The following is a 22,530-nucleotide window of genomic DNA, read 5'->3' as shown; positions in this document are numbered from 1 at the left end:
AATGTGTGGGATTTATATTAGTAACATAGCTAAAGAAAAAAGAGAAGTAGAAAGACAATTAAATTCAATCAAGTTTCGCGGACCAGATTATACAGGAATTGAGAAAAAGAATAATTTAACTTTAGGGCATTTAAGACTTGCAATTATAGATTTAGATGAAAGATCTCATCAGCCAATGCATTACAAAAATTTGAGTATAGTCTTTAATGGCGAAATTTATAATTATTTAGATGTAAAAGAAGAATTGTGTGCTGAAGGTTATTCTTTTGATACTGAAGGGGATACTGAGGTTTTGTTAAAGGCATATGATCGATGGGGGAAAAAAATGATAAGTAAACTAAACGGAATGTTTGCTTTCGCTATTTACGATGTTGAAAAAAATGAGGTTTTTTGTTCAAGAGACAGGTTAGGAGTAAAACCGTTCTATTATTATTGGAAAGATGGTTTTTTTGAAATATGTAGTCAACTAAGGCCAATATCAAAAGGGAAAATAATTAATAAAAAAGCTGTTTCGGCTTATTTAGATTGTTGCTACATCCCAAGCCCTTTGACTATATTTGAAGATGTTTATAAGTTAAAACCTGGACATAATTTAATAATAGACTTAAAGAATAGAACAAAAAAAGAAGAAAAATATTGGAGTTTAAAAAAAGTAAAAGTTAAAGATATAACATATAAGCAAGCAAAAGAAAGAGTTCATGATCTTTTAAAAGATGCAGTAAAAATTAGACTTCAGTCAGATGTTCCATTTGGTAGCTTTTTATCAGGAGGAATTGATTCAGCACTTGTAACAAGTTTAGCTTCAAAAGAATCTTTTGTAAATAAAATTAAAACATTCTCTGTTGGTTTTGAAGACCCTAAGTATGATGAAAGTAAAGTAGCTAAACAGTATTCAAATATTTTAGGAACAGATCATACTGAAATTACATGTAAACCAAAAGATATTTTAAAAATGTTACCAAAGTTGGTTGAAACTTATGATGAGCCATTTGCAGATAGCTCAGCATTACCTTCTTTATTATTAAATAAAGTAACAAAGACTAACGTAACAATGGCTCTTTCTGGAGATGGAGGAGATGAGAGTTTTTTAGGGTATAATAATTTTGATTGGGTTACAAAGTTTAAAAAATTAGTTAAAATTCCTTATTTTTTAAGATACATTTTTTCATTTTTTATTTTCCCCTTAATATTTAAACATAGGGCAGAACCAATAAAAAGGATTTTAAGGACAAAATCAACAAAAAATTTTATAGAAGGAATTTTTCTTGGATATAATTCATTATTGCTTAATAGAGATTTAGGTTGGATGTCACATTATAATGATTTTATGAATTTATCTGATAATGATTACCAAAAAACAGCTGACTTAAATATAAAGCTTTGGTTAGAAAACGATAGTAATGTTAAGGTAGATAGAGCAAGTATGGCTTTTTCTGTAGAAATTCGAAGTCCATTTCTTGATTATAGAATAATAGAATTAGCAAGAGCATTACCAATAGAATTTAGATATGAAAAAGGAAAAAAGAAAAAAATACTAAGAGACATTCTTAAAGAGTATATACCAGAGGAAGTTTTTAATCAACCCAAAAAAGGATTTTCAGTTCCTATAGCCGAATGGATAAGAGTTGAATTAAAAGAAGAATTTGATTCTATTTTAACAGATAATTTTTTAAAACAAGTACCTAATTTAAATGTAGAGAAGTTTAAAAAAATGTATACTGATCATATGCTAAATAAAAGAGATTACTCATCTTATATATGGAGGGTATATGTATTAGCTAAATGGTACATTGAATTTGGTTACTACAAACAAGTTTAAATGAAAAAAAAGATAATATTTTTCTTACCTAGTTTAAAAGCTGGAGGAGCGGAGAGGGTAATTTCTTTTTTAGTTGAGAGGCTAGATAAAGATTTGTTTAATTGTAAATTAATTGTTCTGGGTTTTGAAAAAGATGCTGTATATAGTACAGAAAAAATTGATGTGACTTATTTAAATAAAAATAGGTTATTGAAAGCGATACCTTCTATAATTAAAGTTATATTAAAAGATAAACCTAATGTAGTTTTTAGTTCAATACAACATGTTAATTTATTGATGGGGTTACTCTCTTTTTTATTTCGGAATGTAGTATTTATAGCTCGTGAAGCGAGTGTTATATCTGCAATGAATAATTATGTATCTCATAAAAAAATATTGCCAAAAAAAATTAATAGATTAATTTATTCTAGATTTAGTAAAATTGTGTGTCAGTCATTAGATATGAAAAATGATTTTATAAATAATTTTAAATTAAGTCCGAATAAACTTAAGGTCATCAATAATCCAATAACAAAAAATAGTAGTTTAAATTACAACAGAGAAAAACCTGAAATAATAAATTTTATTACTATAGGGAGGCTGAGTAAAGAAAAAGGACATGAGAGGGTATTAAAAGCTTTGTCAAAGATCAAAGATTATAATTATAATTACAGAATTATAGGGAGTGGAAAAGAAGAGGAGCAAATAAAAGAACTCGCAAGAAATCTTGACATAGATAATAACATAATTTATATACCTTTTACTAAAAATGTGCTAAAATACTTATATGAAAGTGATTTTTTTATACAAGGATCATATGTAGAAGGTTTTCCAAATGCACTATTAGAAAGTTGTTCTGTAGGAACCCCTGTTTTAGCCTATAATTGCCCAGGAGGAACTAAAGAAATAATAGAAAATGGAATCAATGGATATTTTTTTGATTCAGAAAAAGATTTTGAAGAAAAACTTATACAGGTACATAAAGAGGGTTTTAATAGGCAAAAAGTAATAGAGTCTGTTAATTCTAAATTTTCTTCAAAAATTATTCTAGAACAATATAAAGAACTTTTTTTGTCAGTTTAATTTTATGAATACTAATAATAAAATGGGTAAAATTCTAATGGTTTTGCCAAATGATTCTTTAGGTGGAGCTGAGCAGGTTTTAAAAATGATTGCCGATTATAAGGTAAAGGAAAACGAAATTTATATTTATTTTTTAAAAAAGCAAACCACTAAATCTTGGGAGTTTTTAAAAGAAAAAAATAAAGATAAAGTAAAAATTAGTTACAGTAAGTTTAATTTAGAATTTATATCATTGTTATTCTTGCCCTTAAGATTGATGTTTAAAAATTTTGATTATGCTTATACATCTCACGTTTTAATAACTGGTTTATTAGGTTTGTTAAAAAAAACAAGACTAGTTAAAATAAAACATTTTATAGGAAGAGAGTCTACTACTGTTTTTAATAGGTTTTCAGGGATGAAACTAAATGTTTATAAATTAATGTATTATTTAGGTTATAGAGAGCTCGATCTTTTAATTTGTCAAACTGACAATATGTTGAATGAATTTGAGAAGAACCTACCATCTGTTTTTAGTAAAATTAGAGTGAAAACAATAGCTAATCCTGTTGATTTAGCTATAATAAAACAGAAAGAAAAAGAGACTATTGAGATTAATAAAGATTTTTACATGGTTTCTGCAGGAAGATTAATCAATGAAAAGGGATTTGATATTTTAATAAAAGCATTTAAAATAATTAAAGAAGAGTTTATTAATTTAAACTTAATTATTTTAGGAGAAGGAAAAGAAAGAGTAAATTTAGAAAATCTAATAAAACAAAATAAGTTAGAAGATTCTATTAAGTTAAAAGGTTTTGTTCAAAATGTGTATCCTTATTTTAATAAAGCTTCAACATGCGTTGTATCTTCAAGAGTAGAAGGTTTTCCTAATGTTTTATTACAAATGATTTCACAAAATAACAGAGTAGTTTCAACTTTATGTGCTGGCGGAATTAAAGATTTAAAAGGGATATATATGGCTGATACTAATAATCATGTAATGTTAGCTAATGTAATAAAAAAATCTTTAAGAGATAATACAGACAAAAATAGAGAGTTATTTGATAATGAATTAAAAAATAGGTCAATTGAATTTTTTTTAGAAAAAATAGAATTTTTATTAAATGAAAAAATTAGTTAGAGTAACTACTGTACCATTATCTTTAGAAAAGCTTTTAGAAAACCAATTACAGTTTATGAAAGATTTTTATCAAGTTAAAGCGATATCTTCTGATAAAGAAAGATTACTTAGATTTGGTGAAAATCAAGGAGTAGATGTTTTTCATTTAGAATTGACTAGAAAGATTACACCTTTACAAGATTTAAAAGCTACATATAAATTATATAGTTTTTTAAAAAAAGAAAAACCACTAATTGTTCATTCACACACTCCGAAAGCTGGTATTGTAGCTATGTTGGCATCATATTTTGCAAAGGTTCCAAATAGATTACATACAGTAGCTGGGTTACCATTATTAGAAGCAACTGGAATAAAAAGAAAAATTTTAAATTTTGTAGAAAAATTAACCTATGCTTGCGCTACAAGAGTCTACCCTAATTCTTATGGATTGAAGAATATTATTCTTAAACATAAATTTATAAAAGAAGAGAAATTAAAGGTTATAGGTAAAGGTAGTTCAAATGGAATTGACACATCTTACTTTGATCCTAATTTATTCTCTGAAAAGGATAAACAAAATTTAAGAGAAAATTTAGGTATTAATAAAAAAGATTTTGTCTTTATATTTGTAGGAAGAGTTGTTGGAGATAAAGGAATTAATGAACTTGTTGCTGCATTTGATAAATTAAGTAATACAGAAGAAAATATTAAGTTATTAATTGTAGGGCCTTATGAAGACGATCTAGATCCTATACAACGTAATACTAAAACTATTATTAATAAAAACAACAAAATTTTAACAACAGGATTTCAAAATGACGTAAGGCTTTATTTTTCAATTTCAAATGTGTTAACTTTTCCTAGTTATAGAGAAGGTTTTCCGAATGTCGTAATGCAAGCAGGTGCTATGGGGTTGCCTTCAATTGTTACAAATATAAATGGATGTAATGAAATAATTTTTGAAAATGTAAATGGGAAAATCATACCATTAAAAAATTCTATTGCACTATTTAATATTATGAAAATTTTTCTTAATGAAGAAAAATTTTATAAAAACTCATTAAAAAATTCTAGAAAAATTATCAAAGATAATTATGAAAGAAAAGTTTTTTGGAATCAATTATTAAAAGAATATCAGAATTTAGAAAATGTATAAGTTTTTTTTTAAAAGAGTATTAGATTTTTTATTATCATTAATAGGATTAATATTACTTAGTCCAATATTCATTATTGTTTTTATATTGTTAGCATTCGCAAATAATGGTAAACCATTTTTTTTTCAGTCAAGACCAGGAAAAAGAGAAAAGGTTTTTTACATTATAAAATTTAAAACAATGAATGATAAGAAAGATTCAAAAGGAAATTTATTACCTGATGTAAAAAGATTAACAAGAATAGGTGGTTTTGTAAGAAAAACATCTTTAGATGAACTACCTCAGTTATTAAATGTAATAAAAGGAGACATGAGTTTAATTGGGCCAAGACCTTTATTAATTGAGTATTTACCCTTATATAAAAAGGAACAAAAAAAACGTCATAATATACGTCCAGGAATTACAGGCTGGGCACAGATTAATGGACGCAATGATATAAATTGGAATAAAAAATTTGAATTTGATGTTTTTTATGTAAACAATGTCAGTTTTAAATTAGACTTTAAAATTTTTTTTAAAACAATTTTAAAAGTTTTTAAGTCAGAAGGTATTAATAAAGAAGGAAGTGCAACAACAGAATATTTTAATGGAAACAATTAAGAGAATTTTAATTTTAAATAAGCGTAGTCAATATGCTTATGAAGAATATTTAAACCAAAAAAAATATTACCAAGCTAAAAGAATATATAGTTCAAATAAAGAAATTATATCTTTATTAAAAGAACTTCAGTTTTCTTGTGATTCTGAATTGATAGAAGATGTTTTTCAATATATTTTTCATTTAGAAGACTGGTTTTTACAGTTTCATGAAGAGGAAAAAAAAATAACTAATATAGAAAGCAGTTTTATTTTTGATAGATTAGAAAATTCTTTTAATTTCCCTCTTGATTTTTATAAAAAAATAAAAAAATAAAATGAAATATATTTTCGCAGGAGATAGACAAATAAGTGTAGATATATTAACTTATATTATGTCTAGAGGGTATAAACCTATGGCTTTATTTGTTTCTAATAACTCAAAACAGTCTCATGCAGATGAGTTAATAAAAATATCAGGTTTAGAATTAAATAATGTTTTTAAAGGTAAAGAAGTAAATAGTAATGAAGTGGTTTCTTTAGTTAAAAATCTAGATATAGATTATATAATAGGTATTCATTTCCCATATATAATTTCTGAAGAACTACTTATAGCACCAAAAGTAGGTTTTTTAAATTTACATCCAGCTTACTTGCCTTATAATAAAGGATGGCATACACCAAGTTGGGCAATAATTGATGAAACCCCTTATGGAGCTACATTACATTTTATGGCTAAGAAATTAGATGCAGGAGATATAATCTATCAAGAAGAAATTAAAGTTTCAAGTCAAGACACAGCAAATTTGCTATATAAAAAAGTATTAAAAAAAGAATTTGAAGTTTTTGTCAAATCTTTTGATGATTTAGTAAGTTTAAAACCTATTAGGGTTCGGCAGACAATTGAAGGAACCTCACATGTAAAGAAAGATCTAGAAGGGATTCAAGAAATAGATTTAGAAAAAAAATATAAAGGTAAGGAGTTGTTAAATCTTTTAAGAGGATTAACTACAAATAATATTAAGGAGTCAGCTTTTTTTGTAGAAAATGGCAAGAAAAATTTCATCCAAATTAATATAATATCAGAATAAAATGAATGAAAAAATATGGCTTTCATCACCTCATATGGGAGGAGGAGAAGAAAAATATGTAAAAGAAGCTTTTGAGACTAATTGGGTAGCTCCTTTAGGACCAAATGTAAATGGTTTTGAAGAAGATTTAGAAAACTACATAGGTGAACAGTCAAATGTAGCTTGTTTAGCATCTGGAACATCAGCAATACACTTAGCACTAATTTTATCTAATGTAGGGTTGAACGATGAGGTTATTTGTCAGAGTATGACATTTTCTGCTTCTGCTAATCCTATAAGGTATCAAGGAGCAAACCCTATTTTTATAGATAGTGAAAAAGATACTTGGAATATGTGTCCCATAGCATTAGAAGAAGCTATTAAAGATAAAATAGCAAAAGGGAATAAACCTAAAGCAATTATTGTAGTACATTTATATGGAATGCCAGCGAAGATGGATCAAATAGTTAATGTTTCAAAAAAATATGAGATATCTCTAATTGAAGATGCGGCTGAAGCATTAGGATCTACATATAAAGGTCAAAAATGCGGGACTTTTGGGGATTTTGGAATTTTATCTTTTAATGGAAACAAAATAATAACTACTTCTGGAGGAGGAGCATTAGTTTGTAATACTTTAGATGATAAGAAGAAAGCTATTTTTCTGTCTACTCAAGCACGTGATAATGCACCACATTATCAGCATTCGCATGTAGGTTATAATTACCGAATGAGTAATATTGTTGCTGGGATTGGAAGAGGGCAAATGGAAGTATTAGATAAACATGTTGGTTTTAGAAGAAGTAATAACCAATTTTATCAAAATATTTTTGAAAGCATTGAAGGAATCACTGTACTTAAAGAACCATCTAAAAATTATTTTTCGAATCATTGGTTGAGTTCTATTATTATAGATGAAAATACAGTTGGTTTTTCTAGAGAAGATCTAAGACTTAGTTTACTAGAAGAAAGTATTGAATCTCGTCCACTATGGAAACCAATGCATCTACAACCAATTTTTAATAAATATGATTATTATGGTAGCCATGTAGCTGAAAAGTTGTTTAATGATGGATTATGTTTGCCATCAGGATCTAACTTAACAGAAATGGATAAGGAAAGAATAGAAAAAGCAATTAATAAATTAATAAAAAAATAAAAGTAAAGAACCCAGAAAATTTTCTGGGTTCTTTACTTTTAAGTAGATATTCAATAGTATTTAATTTATAACTTAGCAAAATTGAAAAGTATCATTTTTTTACTTTTTTATAAAAATTATTGTAGATATTAAAGGCATAATACTAGCAGGAGGATCAGAAACAAGATTATATCCAATAACAAAAATGAGTATCAAAACAGTTACTCTCTGTTTATCTTAAACCAATTATATATTATCCATTATGAGTATTAATTCTTGTAGGAATAAAAGAAATTTTAATAATTTCTAAACCTGATTTTTTTTAAACTATTAGACTCTGGTAGCGAATTTGGAATTAAATAGATTAGTCATCACTTGATAGTTTGGACTAAGTCTTTATTTTAGATAAATATTTAATAGGAAATGATAATGTTTTTTTGTGCTATGGATTGTCTTAGATGTTAATGAGTACTCTTAATAATGTAGAAAATAAGACTACAATTTTTGTTATTATCTTAAGAACCTTAATTTTATAGAGTTGATTGTTTTGATTCAGTTGATCAGGTTATGATTATAAAGCATACCGGTAAATGGTATTTGGAGAATCAAGATTGGATAAATAATGTAACTAGCGGAGAATATCAGAAGTATTATAAAGAAATGTATAAATAAAAAAGGATGATTTTAAAATCATCCTTTTTTATTATTTAAGTCTACTTAAACTCAGGTCTTTATTGTATTTTATAATAAAGAGGCCTTTATTACTTGTTGAACCAAATAGCTTTTTGTTGTAATCAAATTTATTTTCAATTCGTAAAGAGGTTCCCTGTTTAAAAGTTTTTGTTAAGTCATTACCAGAAGCTAATCGAATTAATATATCATATGTTATATCAAATCCTTTAATAGCGTATTCAGAAGGTAAAGCATTATTTTTTCTTCTAAATTTTTTATAGAATAGTTTTATATCATCTGAGTTTTCATCAGAAAATGAGTTAGATACATAAGTGAAATTAATGTTCGCTAATTTATTATTATCTATGTTATTATAAGAGCTATTTTTATTTGTAGTGAAAACTTGAACAGAAACTTCATCAGGTAACCCAATCATGCTATTTAAAGCATCAGCTACAGCTACTTTATCTTCTGAAGTAATAATTACCCAATTATGTTTTTGGTCGTTCATTTTATTTGTAAAACGCTCTCTTTTAATATAACCATCTTTAGGTTTTAAAATGTGAATGGCATTTATTGAATCATGCTTTTTTAGCGAAGAAAGAATACTACTTATAGTTACATTAGAATTACTTTTACCATCACCAACAATGAAAATATTTTCTCCATTATAATTGTCTTTTAAATAAGAAGTCAAATAATTAGCATAAGATAATTTATCTGGGGCTACTTTAACTATTTTAGAAGATGTTATGTTTTTTTGATTGCTTGAGTAATGAGGGAAAATAACAGGAACGCTTAATTTTTGAGCTACTTTATCTGCTTTATCATAATAAAAAGGACCTATAACTACATCAACTGTATCTAATTCATCATTTTCTAATATTTGTGAAATATTTTCACCTCTATTTCCTGTGTCAAAGACTGAACTGTTAATTATAATACCTTGTTGTTTTAAAGAGTCAATAGCAATTTCAGCTCCCATATAAAAATCTGTTACCATATTTGCTAATCTATTGTCTTTAAAAATCTTTTTATTATTTAAAGAATCATATTCTTTAGTTTTAAAAGGAAGTAAAAACGAAAGGTTTATAGTGGCATTTTCTTGTATACTATCTTGATAAAAAAGAAACTCTTCGTTCTCTTTTACTTCGTTGATAGGTTTAATTTTTAATAATTGACCTATAGATAAATTGTTATCTATTATATCCGGATATTCAGGATTTAGTTCAATTAACTGTTTTTTTGTTATGTTGTAAAAACGAGTTAAGCTAAAAACAGTTTCTTTACTTTTTACTGTATGAGTTAAATATTGTTTTAAAACTTCTTCTTTATTAATTGTTACGGTTTCCTCTATAGCTTTTACTTTAAGTATTTGACCAATGCTAAGAGTGTTATTTATTATTTCAGGAAACTCAGGATTAAGTTTACACAATTCATCTTTAGAAATGTTATAAAGTTTAGTCAACCTATATACCGTTTCTCCGGGTTTTACTTCGTGTGTTTTGTAGCTTTTAACAACTGTAGTTTGGAATACATCTGTATCGTTGTTCTCACTGTTCTGATTTTCTTGTTCATTATTTGTAGTAGTTTCAGTTTCATCAGGTTTAACGTCTTCAACTACAGCATAGTCTTTTTTTGAATCAGATGAAGAATTATTAGTTTTAATTTTAGGGTTAGGTATAACAATAACGGTATTAGCATTAGGTTTCCTACCAACATCAGGATTTAATCTAAGTAAATCTTTAGTTTTCATGTCTAAACGATTGGCTACATCTCTCATAGTTTCTCCCTCTTGGATTTTATAAGATACATAACGTTTTTGTTGCCCGCATGAAATGGTAAATGACAATATACCGATTAAAATTAAAAATTGTAATTTCTTCATCTGCTTCTATATTCTAATGTGTGTTTTTCGAGTGTTTTTATAAATAAACGTTATTCCCACTCAATTGTTGCAGGTGGTTTAGAGCTAATGTCGTAAACAACTCTATTAACACCTTTTACATTATTTATTATTTTATTTGATATTTTTTGCAAAAATTCATAAGGTAAATTAACCCAGTCAGCAGTCATACCGTCTGTGCTTTCTACTGCTCTAAGCGCTACAACCTTTTCGTAAGTACGCTCATCTCCCATAACACCTACTGAATTAACAGGTAATAATATAGCTCCAGCTTGCCAAACCTTATCATACAATCCATGTTCTTTTAAACCGTTAATAAACACAGCGTCAACTTCTTGTAATATACGTACTTTTTCAGCAGTAATATCACCTAAAATACGAATAGCTAAACCAGGTCCAGGAAAAGGGTGTCTACCTAATAAATCTTTATCTATTCCCATAGAAGCACCAACACGACGAACTTCATCTTTAAAAATCATACGTAAAGGCTCTACTACTTTAAGTTTCATAAAGTCAGGTAAACCTCCAACATTATGATGACTTTTAATAGTTGCAGAAGGACCACCATTTACTGATACAGATTCTATTACATCTGGATAAATAGTTCCTTGTGCTAACCATTTAGCATTTTCAATTTGATTTGCTTCATCATCAAAAACATCAATAAAAACTTTACCGATAGCTTTTCTTTTTGCTTCAGGGTCAGATAATCCAGCTAAAGCACCCAAAAAACGTGCCGAAGCATCAACTCCTTTTACATTTAACCCCATTCCTTCGTATTGTTTCAATACATCGGTAAATTCATTTTTACGTAGTAATCCATTGTTTACGAATATACAATGTAAGTTACTTCCAATTGCTTTATGTAATAATACAGCAGCTACTGTAGAATCTACACCACCAGATAAACCTAATACAACTTTATCATTACCAATTTTTTCTTTTAGACCAGATACAGTTTCATCAACAAAAGAAGCTGGTGTCCATGTTTGTGCTACGCCAGCAATTGAAACTAAAAAGTTTTGTAATAATTGTTTTCCATCGGTTGAATGGTAAACTTCAGGATGAAATTGAATAGCATATGTAGTTTCACCTTCTATTTTATAAGCTGCATTTTCTACATCATGAGTACTAGCTAACAATATTCCGTTTGTTGGTAATTCTTTAATAGTGTCTGAATGACTCATCCAAACTTGACTTCCTTCAGAAATATTAGAAAAGAATTCCTCTCCTTCTTTAATAAACGAAAGGTTGGCTCTACCGTATTCTCGAGTATTAGAAGGAGCTACTAAACCTCCAGAGAAATGAGCTAAGTATTGAGCTCCATAACAAACCGATAATAAAGGTTTTTTACCTCTAATTTCTGATAAATCTGGATGTGGTGCTTCATCTGAACGAACAGAAGAAGGGCTTCCAGAAAGGATTACAGCCTTAAAGTCGTTTAAATTTTGAGGTATTTTGTTATAGGGATGAATTTCACAGTAAATGTTTAATTCTCTTACACGGCGGGCAATTAACTGAGTATATTGCGAACCGAAATCTAAAATAAGTACATTGTGTTGTTGCATCCGCAAAAATAATATTTAGATTTTAGATTTGCGATATTTAGTGATGTATTTTTTACCTCTATTTTTAATTTTGTTTAGTACTTATAAACGATAGCATTTATATTCATTCCAGAACCTACAGATGCTAGCATAATAACGTCTCCTTTTTCAATATGTTGATTTTCTATTTCACCTTTTAAAACTAAATTTAATAAGGTTGGAACGGTTGCAACCGAGCTATTACCTAATTTATGAATACTCATAGGCATAATTCCTTCAGGTACGGGTTTGTTATAGAGTCTATAAAAACGTTTTATAATTGCTTCATCCATTTTTTCATTAGCTTGGTGGATAAAAACTTTTTTAAGCTGATTTATTTCAATACCACTTTTGTCTAAAGCAGCTTTCATTGCATTAGGTACATTGTTAAGCGCAAATTCATAAATTTTACGCCCATGCATTTTCATATAATTTATATCGCTATTAGTATCTTTATTATAAGAACGATCAAAAAATAAGTAATAGGCTTCATCTTTAGTGAAAGTTTGAGAAGCATGACTTAAAATACCAGAGTTATTATTTTCTGATCCTTCAATAATGCATGCTCCAGCTCCGTCACTATAAATCATACTATCTCTATCATGTTCATCTATTACTCTTGATAAAGTTTCAGCACCAATAACTAGAGCTTTTTTTGCTATTTTAGACTGTATAAAAGATTGAGCTTGAATTACCCCTTGTATCCAGCCAGGACATCCAAATAATATATCATAAGCTACACAGTTTGGATTTTCTATTTTTAATAAATGTTTTACACGAGTTGCTAAACTAGGTAAAAGGTCACTTTGACTACTATTTGGTTTAACATTTCCAAAATTATGAGCGAAAATAATATAGTCTATTTCTTCAGGGTTAATTTTAGCATCCTCAATTGCTTTTTGAGCAGCTAAAAAACCTAAGTCAGATGTGTTTAATTCGTTTTTTGCATAACGTCTTTCTTCTATTCCAGTAATAGCCTTAAATTTTTCAATAATTACTTCATTGGTATCTTTAATAGGAGTACCATCAACATTTAAAAAATTAGTATCAGTAAATTGAACATTTTTTTTGGTAATGCTAGGTATGTATGCTCCTGTACCAGTAATTATTACATTGGTCATATTGAAAGATATGTTTTATAGAAATTACTACAAAGAAAACATTTTATCTTACTTTACGGTTGTTATTGAAAGATATTTTAAGTTTTTTACGATTTTAATAAAAATAGATATTGAAAATTATAGATATGAGCTATCAAAAGAAAATGGTAATAGAGATAATAACGATTCTGTTTTTACAATAGCGCCTGTTTCTCCAGTAAATAAAATTTCTATAGGTTGTTTTTGATTAATTTCATATTCTGATAACGTCTGTCTACATGCTCCACAAGGGCCAACTGGTTTATTAACTTTGGTAATACTTGAGGCTGCAGTAATAGCTATTTTTTTAACTATCATATTTGGATATTCAGAACCAGCTTTCCATATAGCAACTCTTTCAGCACACATCCCTGACGGATAAGCGGCACTTTCTTGATTGTTACCTGTTATTATTTTATCGTTATCGAGTAATATAGCAGCTCCAACATTAAATTTTGAATAAGGAGCATAAGCTTTTTTACGTGCTTCTATTGCTTTTTGTAGTAACGAAGCATCTTCTTCTGATAATTGAGAAATAGTATCAAAAATAGTAGCAGTAGTAGAAATATCTATTTTTTTCATATTTTATTTGAGTCAAAAAAAGCTGCCTTATAAAGACAGCTTATATATTTTATACGAAATTACTAAAAAAAACTGAGTTTTAATAGTCGTCATATATTTCACCTAAATCAAATGATAAAGAGAAACGTAATGTGTTTTCTAAAGGGTTATTAACATCAGAAGCATTCATTAAGTATGAAAGGTCTAATGAAAAAGCTTTGGCTTTAAAACCTGCTCCCATTGTAAAGTATTGGCGTTGTCCTTTTTCTTCGCTTTCGTGAAAATAACCTGCTCTTACAGCAAAGGCTTTATTATATAAGTACTCAGCACCTAAAGCCCAAGTAACCTCTTTTAATTCTTCACTAAAACTTCTATCACCTAATGAGGTGAACATTCCTTCAAACCAACCTCTAGTTGAGTTAGGACTTGTTGGAACTAATAACTTTGTTACTTCAAAATTTAATCCTAATAAATTGTAGTCATCAAAGATGAAGTCAAAACCACCACCTAACTTGAAATTGGTAGGGATAAAACTTTGAACACCATCTGTATACTCTACTTTTGGACCAATATTAGCAACATTAACTCCTAAACGATAACGCCCGTTAAAACTACCATAATTTTCTTCTTCTGAACGATAGTATGCAGATACATCTACAGCAAAAGAGTTTACAACTTTTAAATTGCTAGAAACATCTAGGTTTGAGTTTATGTACTTTAAACCAACTCCCATAGAAAATGTTTCACTAAGTTTAAGAGAATAGATACCTGTAATTGCAAATTCACTAGGGTTTATTGAACCTAATGAACCACCTGATAAATCAGTTAATTCAATTTTACCTAAAGAAAAGTATTTTACATCTACACCCCAAGCGGCATTTTCTTTAAATCTGTTAACATAAGAAAGATTACCAGCAAAAATATCATCAGTTAAATTTCTAAGCCAAGGAGTATAGTTTAAACCAATACTTATTTGATTTTCATTAAATGCTGTTTTTGCTGCATTATGAAAAATAGAAAATGCATCGGATGATGTAGCTACACCAATATCTCCCATACCACCTGCACGTGCATCTGAGGTTATTAATAAAAATGGAGTTGCTGTAGTTATACCTTGAGCTTGTGCTTTGAAAGCAACGGCTAAAAATAATAGAAGGATAGTTAATTTTTTCATTTATAGTTTAATTGTTGATATTGCAAATATATAATTTTAGTATTTATTAAAGTATTACTAATTTTTCGTATTTTTCTGATACTATATTTGTTACGGTTGATTTAACTTTTAGTTTATAAACATAAACACCTTTACCTAATTTGTTACCAAAATCATCTAACCCATTCCAGGTTATATTTCTTGATAAATTACCTGTTGTTTGAGAAAGCTTGTTAATTGATTTAACTAGTTTTCCTGAAACTGTAAATATTTGAACTTGAACCTCTAGTGGCTCATTGGGTTTGTTGTGGTTAAACCAAAACTCCGTATAATTAACAAATGGATTAGGATAGTTTAAAACATTAGTTAAGGTAAGTCCAGCATCATTTACAACCACAAAGTTTAACGTAGTCTCAGATGAATTATTGTAAGTGTCCCACGCTTTTATTTTTAAAGTATGTGGTCCTGTAGATAGATTTCTAAGTTTGTAAGAAACTTTACCTTTTGTAAAGTCATCTAATTCGGTTTGGTAGTAGTCGTTTAAAACAAATGGTTCAGACTCATTTCCGTCTAAAATGGCAACAATATCATGATCTACAGCAGTAATAGATGTATTTATCCCACTTATATCTGAAAGTTTTATAATTAAATTAGGAGAAGCATTTGTGTTTCCTCCATCAATAAAAGATTCATCATTCATAAATGATTGTAGTTCAGGTCCAATAGTGTCTTCAGGGGCATTTTGATTTATTCCACCAACAGTTACATCAAAGTTAGCACCTCCTTTATCGGTACTATTATCATTAGCATACATGCTTATTTTTCCTTTTCCATAGGCTATTTTAATATCCTTAGGAACGATAAATTCAAATTTAAAACGACCGTTTTTTACTGATGATTTCCCTCTAAATAGTTTACTTTCTTGTGAGTCAAAAGTGTTAATGACACCAAATCCATCATTATCTAAAGTTTGTTTATTTATCGATTTATCAAATATAACAGTTGATAATACTCCATTGAAATTAGATAAAATAGTATTTGAATTATTAGTAACAACACCTTCAAACGAAACTTTAGATAAGGCTTTTAAAGTGTCTATAGAACTAGTAATGTCTTTATCGTTCATTTTTGTTATTCTCACATTAGGTTTTGGGATAGCTAATTTCATAGCAGGATCACCAAAAAAGTATATGAAAAACTTTTGGTTACTGGATGTAGTATTTTTAGCTTTTATTAAGTTTTGAGCAATAGAGCTGTTAGAATTATCAAAACTTAGTACATGTTTAGTAAGTTCTTTGTTAAATTGTTCCCCTAAAGAAATAAAAACATCTCGAGTAGTAGTAATCATACTTACAGCACCACCATTTTTATTTAAAAATAGTTTTTCTCCAGCAGTATCTCTTAAAGGATTGTCAAATCTTGAAAATTCACAAGTAACAGTAATAAATAGAGGTAATTTTTTTAGATTATTTAAAGCTTCAATTTGTGGGATTTCTAAAAGACGTTCATCAGCTAAACCATCTTCACCTCCATGTCCAAAATAATCAAATACAAGTGTTCCATTTTCAATAGTGTTACTAACTGCATTTTTTACTTGAGGATAACGTTCACCACCTGATGAGTTTTCTTGTTTAAAAGCATCGGCATATAATTTATTAATATTGAAAAAAGGTTTATACTTCTTTATGGAGTCAGCGACCTCTTCCAAGCCTGATTGTAAGGTTTTATCTGCATCTTGATCAATGTCATCTGCAAGTAATGTAATTGTATTTCGCCAATCACCAAAAGAGTCAGTATTGTAATAACTTAAAATTTTATCAATAACATTTTTTGCTTCTTGAATAGTTGTTACTGGTATTCTTCCAGTTGCTATTTCAACAGTATCGGAAATTAACATTTCACCATCGTTAGGCTCTAGCATTACATAATAATCGTCAGTAACAAAAGAAGATACTAAGTCGAAACTTTGAGTAGCATGAAAAGTAGGAACTATATTATTATTGTTGTTAATTCTATTTTTATAATCATATGAAGAATCTCCAAAAAAACATACATATGTTAATTTCTTATTTATTGATGAATTGTCGTATAGGTATTTAATAAAATCTCTAATTCCTGTTATATCTGGTGAGCCTGAAGAAAATTCATTATATATTTTGTTAAGGGGAACAACTTTACTTGATAAATTTGAATTATTAGTGTGATAATCAGCAAGTCTTTGTGCTTCATTCAATAAATTATTATTTGTTATAATTAGATATTGAATGTCTTTTAAAGCATGCAAATTTTGATTTTCAATATTGAAGTTTTCTTCTATTTTTGGTTCATATGCATTAGAAGTATTTACTAAAACAAATTCTTCTAAAGTGCCTCCGTTAGCCTTAAAAATAAACGAATTCCCAGTGGCTATATTTTCAATATTCTCAGGAGAAGTATGATTTGTAACGTTCCAAAGAAAGTTTATATTACTTGAGTTTTGAATTTGATATTCTATAATACCAGTTGTATTACTAGCCTCAAAACTTCTGAAAGAAAATTGTTTATTGTCAGCTTTTAATTCTTTTTTTCCAATGATTTCAATATAATCTAAATATGCTTTAGCTGATGGTAAACCATTGTTATTGTAGTTTATAGAGATGTCTATTATATTGTTAGAGTTACTTTTTATAATGCCTTGACTTGTTCTTTGCATGGCAAGTGAGCTAATACTTGAACTAGAAACAGGAGGGAAGTTTAATGTTGTTAAGTTACTGCTATTAGCAGTTATTGTCATTGAAGAGTTTAACGAAGAAATAGTTACTGCACTAACATTTATTGTTATATCGCTATTTGGAAGTTGATTTTGGAAAGGAATTTTAAAGTTCTGTGTGTTTTCAAAACTAAAATCTTCACCAAACCATTTTCTACCTACTGCAAAAAGGTTTTTCTCTTCTTTTTCGTAAAAAGTATAATCATCAAAAGCCGTAATTGTTTTAATACTGGCAGATGTTGGTTGCGCTTTATTATTTATTCTTTTACCATTTGCATTTCCTATGGTTAGAAAATAATAAGACTTATCGGTATATATGTTTTTTTGATGAGAAGCTGAAGAAGTTATAGGGTCAGTTAGCCATCCATCAGGACCTTTACCATAAAATAAGATATAATCATCATTGTTAAAGATACCGTCATTTTCACCATGAACATAAATACTGTTTTCTTGTAAATCATTATAACGTGTAGCATTATTTTTTTGAGGAAGCATATTGCCACCGTTTCCAAAAATTTTTATATATTTAGGATTAACAGAATTAGGATTAATTCCGAGTTGATTTAAAAAGTTAGCGTCAATTTTAAAAACCCCTGTGGTATCTATTGAAAATTTATACCAAGTTCCTTCAGATAATACTGATTTTGACTGGCTAAATCCCCAAACAGAGAAAAGTAAACAAAAAAGAAATATATTTTTTTTCATAATTCGTTACAAAATAACGAATTTTAATGTTACTTATTTTAATCTTTTTCTTAGTTTCGTAATAATAAAGTTTAAAAAGTGTCGTTTGAAGACTAGCAATGACAATGTTTCTAACCAATTTATTTTTAAAAGATAAGTAAATTTTCTTGTTAGAAGTTATAAATATTGTAAATTGCCACACCCTTAAAAATAGTTAAAAATACATGAAAAGTACGTTAAAATTATTTAGTTTATTACTAATCATTGGATTGTTTATTACCTCTTGTAGTAGTAGAAGAGGTGGTGGTTCAGGTCAGTCTTCCCTAACTGGATGGAACTTTAACGATCCTAATTACGGTGGTTACCTTAAAGGAAAGTATAAAGAAGGAAACAATGCTCCTCCAGGAATGGTTCATATAGAAGGTGGTACCTTTACTATGGGATTGGTGCAAGATGATGTAATGTTTGATTGGAATACTACACCAAGACAAATGCATGTGCGTTCATTTTATATGGATGAAACTGAAGTAACAAATTCAGAATATGGATTGTTTATGCAGTATACAAAAGATATATTTCCTCCAGAAGAAAATCAATATAAACATATTTATACTTCTATTTTACCTGATACTCTAGTATGGAGAAAAGGATTAGGGAATACAAATTTATTATCTGAAAGTTATTTAAGACACCCATCTTATGCTGAATACCCAGTTGTTGGTGTTAGCTGGATTCAAGCAAATAAATATTGTAAATGGCGTACAAACGCTGTTAACTTAAAGATCTTAATGGATAAAGGAATTATTAAAAATATTTTTAAAGAAGATTCTTTATCTTTTAAAGGAAAAAATAATTTTGATACAGATACTTATTTAACAAACCCTTATGCATTGTTCGAAGGAGATTCAACAATTTATAAAAAAGGTTTACCTGTTCCAAGAAAAAAAGGTGACCCAAAACCTGCAAAAGGTGCTTTTTCTGGTAGACAAGTAACTTCAACTGACGGTATTTTAGCTCAAAAATTTAGATTGCCAACTGAAGTTGAATGGGAATATGCAGCAAAAGCTATTTTTGAAAATAGAGAATACAACAATGTAAGAGGTAGAAAAAAGTATGCTTGGAACGGTAAGTATACTAGAGATAGAAATAAAAGACAAAGAGGTGACCAATTAGCCAACTTTAAACAAGGTAAAGGAAACTATAGTGGTATTGCTGGATGGAGTAGTGATGGATCTGATATTCCTAATGCTGTAAGAAGTTACCCTCCAAATGCTTTTGGATTATACGATATGTCTGGTAACGTTGCTGAATGGGTTTCTGATGTTTATAGACCAATAATTGATGCAGAAGCAAATGATTTTAATTATTTTAGAGGTAATATTTTTACTAAGAAATTAATAAATGAAGATGGTAAAGTAGTTATTGTTGGAGATGAATTAGGTGAGGTTGAATATGATACTTTAGAGAGTGGAAGAATAATACCAAAAGATTTACCTGGTAGTGTTAAGTATATTCCAATTACTAAAGAAGATACTTACATGAGAAGAAATTATAACTTAGCTGATAATTCTAATTTAGGAGATGGAGATCAAGCTTCTTCAAAATTTTTCAACTTAGACAAAGATCAATTAACAGGTACTCCTAGAATGTATAATTCGCCTACTAAACCAGAAGAAGAAAAGGATTCTTTAGGTAGAGTTGTAAATAACTTTAAGTATGATGCTAAAAGAAGAACAACTTTAATTAGTGATAAATCAAGAGTGTTTAAAGGTGGTTCATGGGCTGATAGAGAGTATTGGTTAGATCCTGCTCAAAGAAGATATTTCCCAGAGTACATGGCTACAAATTATATAGGGTTTAGGTGTGCTACTGATAAAATGGGACCAATGATGATGAACAGAAAGAAAACAGCAACACCAAGGTATAAAAATAAATAAGCAAGTTTTAAAATATAAAGTAAGTAAACCTCATTGATTTCAATGAGGTTTATTATTTTTAATCTATGAATACAGTTAAGGACTTATATAAATTGTATACTAAAAATTTTTTAGTAGATACAGATACAAGATCAATTAGAAAGGGAACCATTTTTTTTGCTTTAAAAGGAGATAATTTCAATGGGAATAAATTTGCTGAAGAAGCTTTAAGTAAAGGGGCTGATTATGCAATAGTAGATGAAAAGGAATACCTAACTGATGATTCTATAATTTTAGTTACTAATGTTTTAGAAACTTTACAAGAATTAGGAAGATATCATAGAGAACAGTTAAAGATACCAATAGTAGGGTTAACAGGAAGTAACGGTAAAACAACAACTAAAGAATTAATTACTGCTGTACTTAATCAGAAATACAATGTTACAGCAACTAAAGGTAATTTAAACAATCATATTGGTGTTCCCTTAACATTACTCTCAATGAATTTAAATACTGAGATAGGTGTTGTTGAAATGGGAGCAAACAATCATAATGAGATTGCTTCTTTATCTGAAATTTCAAGACCAGATTATGGTTATATTACAAATTTTGGAAAAGCTCATTTAGAAGGTTTTGGTTCTATTGATGGTGTTGTTAAAGCTAAATCAGAGTTGTATGACTTTTTAAAAGTAAATAATAAGATAGCTATCGTTAACCCAAATGATGAAAAACAACTAGATAAAACAACTAATATAAAAAGAGTCTTATTTAATAGTTCAATTAATTTTTTGAAAGCATCCCCTTTTGTTGAGTTAGAGTTTAATGATATATTTATTAAAAGTAATTTAATTGGAAAGTATAATTTCTCAAATATTTCAGCAGCAATTACTATTGGTGAACTTTTAGGGGTTTCTAGTTTAAATATAAAAAAGGCGCTAGAAAATTATATACCTTCAAATAACAGATCTCAAATCATTAATAAAAAAGGGTTTAAAATTATATTAGATGCATATAATGCAAACCCTACTAGTATGGAATATGCTTTGGACAGTTTTAATGAATTAGTAGGAAGTGAAAAATTAGTTATTCTAGGAGATATGTTTGAACTTGGAGACGGTGCCTTAAAGGAGCATCAGTTAATTGCCAATAAAGCTGAGGGGTTTAGTTTTGCAAAAACAATTTTAGTAGGAGAAAACTTCTTTGATGTAACTACAAATTTAGATAGGTTTAAAACTTTTTTAGAGTTAAAAGAGTTCATTAAAAGTGAAACAATAAGCGAGGGTACCATTATTTTTATAAAAGGATCTAGAGGGATGGCATTAGAAAGAATAGTTGATTTTCTCTAATAATTTTCTTTATGATAGTCAATTAACCCATCTATTGGTCTTTGAATAACGTTTTTAATTAGCATGCTGTTTTTTAAAGCTATTTCGTGTAATATATCTTGGAAAAAATAAGCAATTGACCCAATAAAAAACAAAGGAACTGAAACAGGTTTGTTATATGGTTTTATATGTAAATGAAAGAACTTCTTAAATCCCTTCCTAACAAGTTTTCTCACATATTTTTCATTTTTATTTTCTATTAAAAACTTAGCAAAAGTTGCTAAATACATGTTTGGGTTTTCTTTCTTGTATAAGTTAAGTTTTATGTCGTCAGGATTTAAATTAAAATCGCTATTAAATTGAAAAGTTATTTTTTCAGGCATTTTTTTATAAAAGAAATCTTTAAGTAATTTTTTTCCAAAATAATTACCACTAGCTTCATCCATAATAGAATATCCAAGAGAAGGAGAGGAGTATTCAGTTTTTAATCCATTAAAATAACAACTGTTAGAACCAGTTCCTAAAATAGCAACAATAGCTTCTTGTTTTCCAGCAGAAGCATATACAGCTCCTAGTATATCTTCATCTACTGTTATATTCGCTTTGCAAAAAATTGAGTTTAAAACTTCATTTAAATGTTTTTTTGGAGTTTCAGTTCCACAACCAGCTCCATAAAAATAGATATACTCAATATAGTTTGCATGAATATTTATCTTTTCAGAATTGATTATTCTGGAATGTAATTCGTTTGCTGAAACAACATTTGGGTTTAATCCTTGAGTTTGAGTTCTAAAAATTTCATTTTTATTTTTATCTATACATGCCCAATCAACTTTTGTTGAACCTCCATCAGCAATTAGAATCATATTTAATGTTTTTTCAAATATAAATGAACGATATATTTTGAACAAAAATTTGTTA

General features: G+C 28.2%; 17 protein-coding genes and 1 pseudogene. 11 read left to right on the top strand and 7 right to left on the bottom strand.

Features of this window, described 5'->3' with window-relative positions; all coding sequences use genetic code 11:
- The first annotated feature begins 1 nt into the window (after position 1).
- The 9 genes and pseudogenes from asnB to ACKTTQ_RS19160 all read left to right on the top strand — a co-directional run.
- A complete protein-coding gene (gene asnB, locus ACKTTQ_RS12320) occupies positions 2 to 1,819 on the top strand; it encodes an asparagine synthase (glutamine-hydrolyzing) (RefSeq protein ID WP_408049361.1) in 1,818 nt (605 codons plus the stop codon).
- On the top strand, positions 1,820 to 2,881 hold the full coding sequence (locus ACKTTQ_RS12315; protein WP_408049360.1) for a glycosyltransferase: 1,062 nt from the start codon (positions 1,820 to 1,822) through the stop codon (positions 2,879 to 2,881). It begins immediately after the preceding gene.
- Positions 2,882 to 2,885: 4 nt separating this feature from the next.
- Positions 2,886 to 4,001: a glycosyltransferase gene (locus ACKTTQ_RS12310; RefSeq protein ID WP_408049359.1), complete on the top strand. Its 1,116-nt coding sequence runs from the start codon at positions 2,886 to 2,888 to the stop codon at positions 3,999 to 4,001.
- A complete protein-coding gene (locus ACKTTQ_RS12305; RefSeq protein ID WP_408049358.1) occupies positions 3,985 to 5,136 on the top strand; it encodes a glycosyltransferase family 4 protein in 1,152 nt (383 codons plus the stop codon). Before ACKTTQ_RS12310 ends, ACKTTQ_RS12305 begins: the two co-directional genes overlap by 17 nt.
- Positions 5,129 to 5,734: a sugar transferase gene (locus tag ACKTTQ_RS12300; RefSeq protein WP_408049357.1), complete on the top strand. Its 606-nt coding sequence runs from the start codon at positions 5,129 to 5,131 to the stop codon at positions 5,732 to 5,734. Before ACKTTQ_RS12305 ends, ACKTTQ_RS12300 begins: the two co-directional genes overlap by 8 nt.
- Complete coding sequence (locus ACKTTQ_RS12295; protein WP_408049356.1) at positions 5,721 to 6,047, top strand: hypothetical protein; 327 nt, start codon at positions 5,721 to 5,723, stop codon at positions 6,045 to 6,047. Before ACKTTQ_RS12300 ends, ACKTTQ_RS12295 begins: the two co-directional genes overlap by 14 nt.
- A 1-nt stretch (position 6,048) precedes the next feature.
- Positions 6,049 to 6,801, top strand: a complete 753-nt coding sequence (locus ACKTTQ_RS12290; protein ID WP_408049355.1) for a formyltransferase family protein — start codon at positions 6,049 to 6,051, stop codon at positions 6,799 to 6,801.
- Between the two features lies 1 nt (position 6,802).
- Positions 6,803 to 7,939, top strand: a complete 1,137-nt coding sequence (locus ACKTTQ_RS12285) for a DegT/DnrJ/EryC1/StrS family aminotransferase (RefSeq protein ID WP_408049354.1) — start codon at positions 6,803 to 6,805, stop codon at positions 7,937 to 7,939.
- Between the two features lie 127 nt (positions 7,940 to 8,066).
- Positions 8,067 to 8,278 (top strand): annotated as a pseudogene (locus ACKTTQ_RS19160) (sugar phosphate nucleotidyltransferase); the annotation flags it as partial.
- Between the two features lie 343 nt (positions 8,279 to 8,621).
- Here the strand turns inward: ACKTTQ_RS19160 and ACKTTQ_RS12275 are convergent.
- The 6 genes from ACKTTQ_RS12275 to porU all read right to left on the bottom strand — a co-directional run bounded on the left by ACKTTQ_RS12275 (position 8,622) and on the right by porU (position 18,389).
- Positions 8,622 to 10,478 carry a PBP1 and LysM peptidoglycan-binding domain-containing protein gene (locus ACKTTQ_RS12275; protein ID WP_408049353.1) on the bottom strand — a complete coding sequence of 619 codons (1,857 nt, stop codon included), beginning with the start codon at positions 10,476 to 10,478 and terminating at the stop codon, positions 8,622 to 8,624.
- 50 nt (positions 10,479 to 10,528) lie between these two features.
- The gene (gene guaA / locus ACKTTQ_RS12270) at positions 10,529 to 12,064 is read right to left on the bottom strand and encodes a glutamine-hydrolyzing GMP synthase (protein ID WP_113787701.1); all 1,536 of its coding nucleotides are present in this window, start codon (positions 12,062 to 12,064) and stop codon (positions 10,529 to 10,531) included.
- A gap of 74 nt (positions 12,065 to 12,138) precedes the next feature.
- Positions 12,139 to 13,203 carry a 3-oxoacyl-ACP synthase III family protein gene (locus tag ACKTTQ_RS12265; RefSeq protein ID WP_408049352.1) on the bottom strand — a complete coding sequence of 355 codons (1,065 nt, stop codon included), beginning with the start codon at positions 13,201 to 13,203 and terminating at the stop codon, positions 12,139 to 12,141.
- A gap of 117 nt (positions 13,204 to 13,320) precedes the next feature.
- Positions 13,321 to 13,803 (bottom strand): cytidine deaminase, encoded by a 483-nt coding sequence (cdd, locus tag ACKTTQ_RS12260; RefSeq protein ID WP_113787703.1) that lies wholly within the window; start codon positions 13,801 to 13,803, stop codon positions 13,321 to 13,323.
- A gap of 79 nt (positions 13,804 to 13,882) precedes the next feature.
- On the bottom strand, positions 13,883 to 14,956 hold the full coding sequence (gene porV, locus ACKTTQ_RS12255) for a type IX secretion system outer membrane channel protein PorV (RefSeq protein WP_408049351.1): 1,074 nt from the start codon (positions 14,954 to 14,956) through the stop codon (positions 13,883 to 13,885).
- A gap of 46 nt (positions 14,957 to 15,002) precedes the next feature.
- Positions 15,003 to 18,389, bottom strand: coding sequence for a type IX secretion system sortase PorU (gene porU, locus ACKTTQ_RS12250; RefSeq protein WP_408049350.1), 3,387 nt, complete (start codon positions 18,387 to 18,389; stop codon positions 15,003 to 15,005).
- A gap of 203 nt (positions 18,390 to 18,592) precedes the next feature.
- Between porU and gldJ the strand changes: the two genes are divergently transcribed.
- Together gldJ and ACKTTQ_RS12240 are read left to right on the top strand one after the other, a co-directional pair.
- Positions 18,593 to 20,305, top strand: coding sequence for a gliding motility lipoprotein GldJ (gene gldJ, locus ACKTTQ_RS12245; protein WP_093869159.1), 1,713 nt, complete (start codon positions 18,593 to 18,595; stop codon positions 20,303 to 20,305).
- 65 nt (positions 20,306 to 20,370) lie between these two features.
- Positions 20,371 to 21,630 (top strand): UDP-N-acetylmuramoyl-tripeptide--D-alanyl-D-alanine ligase, encoded by a 1,260-nt coding sequence (locus ACKTTQ_RS12240; RefSeq protein WP_093869158.1) that lies wholly within the window; start codon positions 20,371 to 20,373, stop codon positions 21,628 to 21,630.
- Here the strand turns inward: ACKTTQ_RS12240 and ACKTTQ_RS12235 are convergent.
- A complete protein-coding gene (locus ACKTTQ_RS12235; RefSeq protein ID WP_408049349.1) occupies positions 21,627 to 22,475 on the bottom strand; it encodes an N-acetylglucosamine kinase in 849 nt (282 codons plus the stop codon). The two genes, ACKTTQ_RS12240 and ACKTTQ_RS12235, sit on opposite strands and share 4 nt — an antisense overlap.
- Positions 22,476 to 22,530 lie beyond the last annotated feature (55 nt).

The sequence above is a fragment of the Tenacibaculum halocynthiae genome, assembly GCF_964512825.1.
GTDB classification, from domain to species: Bacteria; Bacteroidota; Bacteroidia; order Flavobacteriales; family Flavobacteriaceae; genus Polaribacter; species Polaribacter halocynthiae.
The sequence above is the reverse complement of the archived record's forward strand: the minus strand, read 5'-3'. Positions and strand labels throughout refer to the sequence as shown.

Bases quoted from the DNA above. Each gene is read 5' to 3' on its own strand.
- ACKTTQ_RS12240 (WP_093869158.1), top strand. From the start codon at position 20,371: ATGAATACAGTTAAGGACTTATATAAATTGTATACTAAAAATTTTTTA.
- asnB (WP_408049361.1), top strand. From the start codon at position 2: ATGTGTGGGATTTATATTAGTAACATAGCTAAAGAAAAAAGAGAAGTA.
- ACKTTQ_RS12305 (WP_408049358.1), top strand. From the start codon at position 3,985: ATGAAAAAATTAGTTAGAGTAACTACTGTACCATTATCTTTAGAAAAG.
- ACKTTQ_RS12300 (WP_408049357.1), top strand. From the start codon at position 5,129: ATGTATAAGTTTTTTTTTAAAAGAGTATTAGATTTTTTATTATCATTA.
- ACKTTQ_RS12315 (WP_408049360.1), top strand. From the start codon at position 1,820: ATGAAAAAAAAGATAATATTTTTCTTACCTAGTTTAAAAGCTGGAGGA.
- porU (WP_408049350.1), bottom strand. From the start codon at position 18,389: ATGAAAAAAAATATATTTCTTTTTTGTTTACTTTTCTCTGTTTGGGGA.
- porV (WP_408049351.1), bottom strand. From the start codon at position 14,956: ATGAAAAAATTAACTATCCTTCTATTATTTTTAGCCGTTGCTTTCAAA.
- gldJ (WP_093869159.1), top strand. From the start codon at position 18,593: ATGAAAAGTACGTTAAAATTATTTAGTTTATTACTAATCATTGGATTG.
- ACKTTQ_RS12275 (WP_408049353.1), bottom strand. From the start codon at position 10,478: ATGAAGAAATTACAATTTTTAATTTTAATCGGTATATTGTCATTTACC.
- ACKTTQ_RS12265 (WP_408049352.1), bottom strand. From the start codon at position 13,203: ATGACCAATGTAATAATTACTGGTACAGGAGCATACATACCTAGCATT.
- ACKTTQ_RS12290 (WP_408049355.1), top strand. From the start codon at position 6,049: ATGAAATATATTTTCGCAGGAGATAGACAAATAAGTGTAGATATATTA.
- ACKTTQ_RS12235 (WP_408049349.1), bottom strand. From the start codon at position 22,475: ATGATTCTAATTGCTGATGGAGGTTCAACAAAAGTTGATTGGGCATGT.
- ACKTTQ_RS12295 (WP_408049356.1), top strand. From the start codon at position 5,721: ATGGAAACAATTAAGAGAATTTTAATTTTAAATAAGCGTAGTCAATAT.
- cdd (WP_113787703.1), bottom strand. From the start codon at position 13,803: ATGAAAAAAATAGATATTTCTACTACTGCTACTATTTTTGATACTATT.
- ACKTTQ_RS12310 (WP_408049359.1), top strand. From the start codon at position 2,886: ATGAATACTAATAATAAAATGGGTAAAATTCTAATGGTTTTGCCAAAT.
- guaA (WP_113787701.1), bottom strand. From the start codon at position 12,064: ATGCAACAACACAATGTACTTATTTTAGATTTCGGTTCGCAATATACT.
- ACKTTQ_RS12285 (WP_408049354.1), top strand. From the start codon at position 6,803: ATGAATGAAAAAATATGGCTTTCATCACCTCATATGGGAGGAGGAGAA.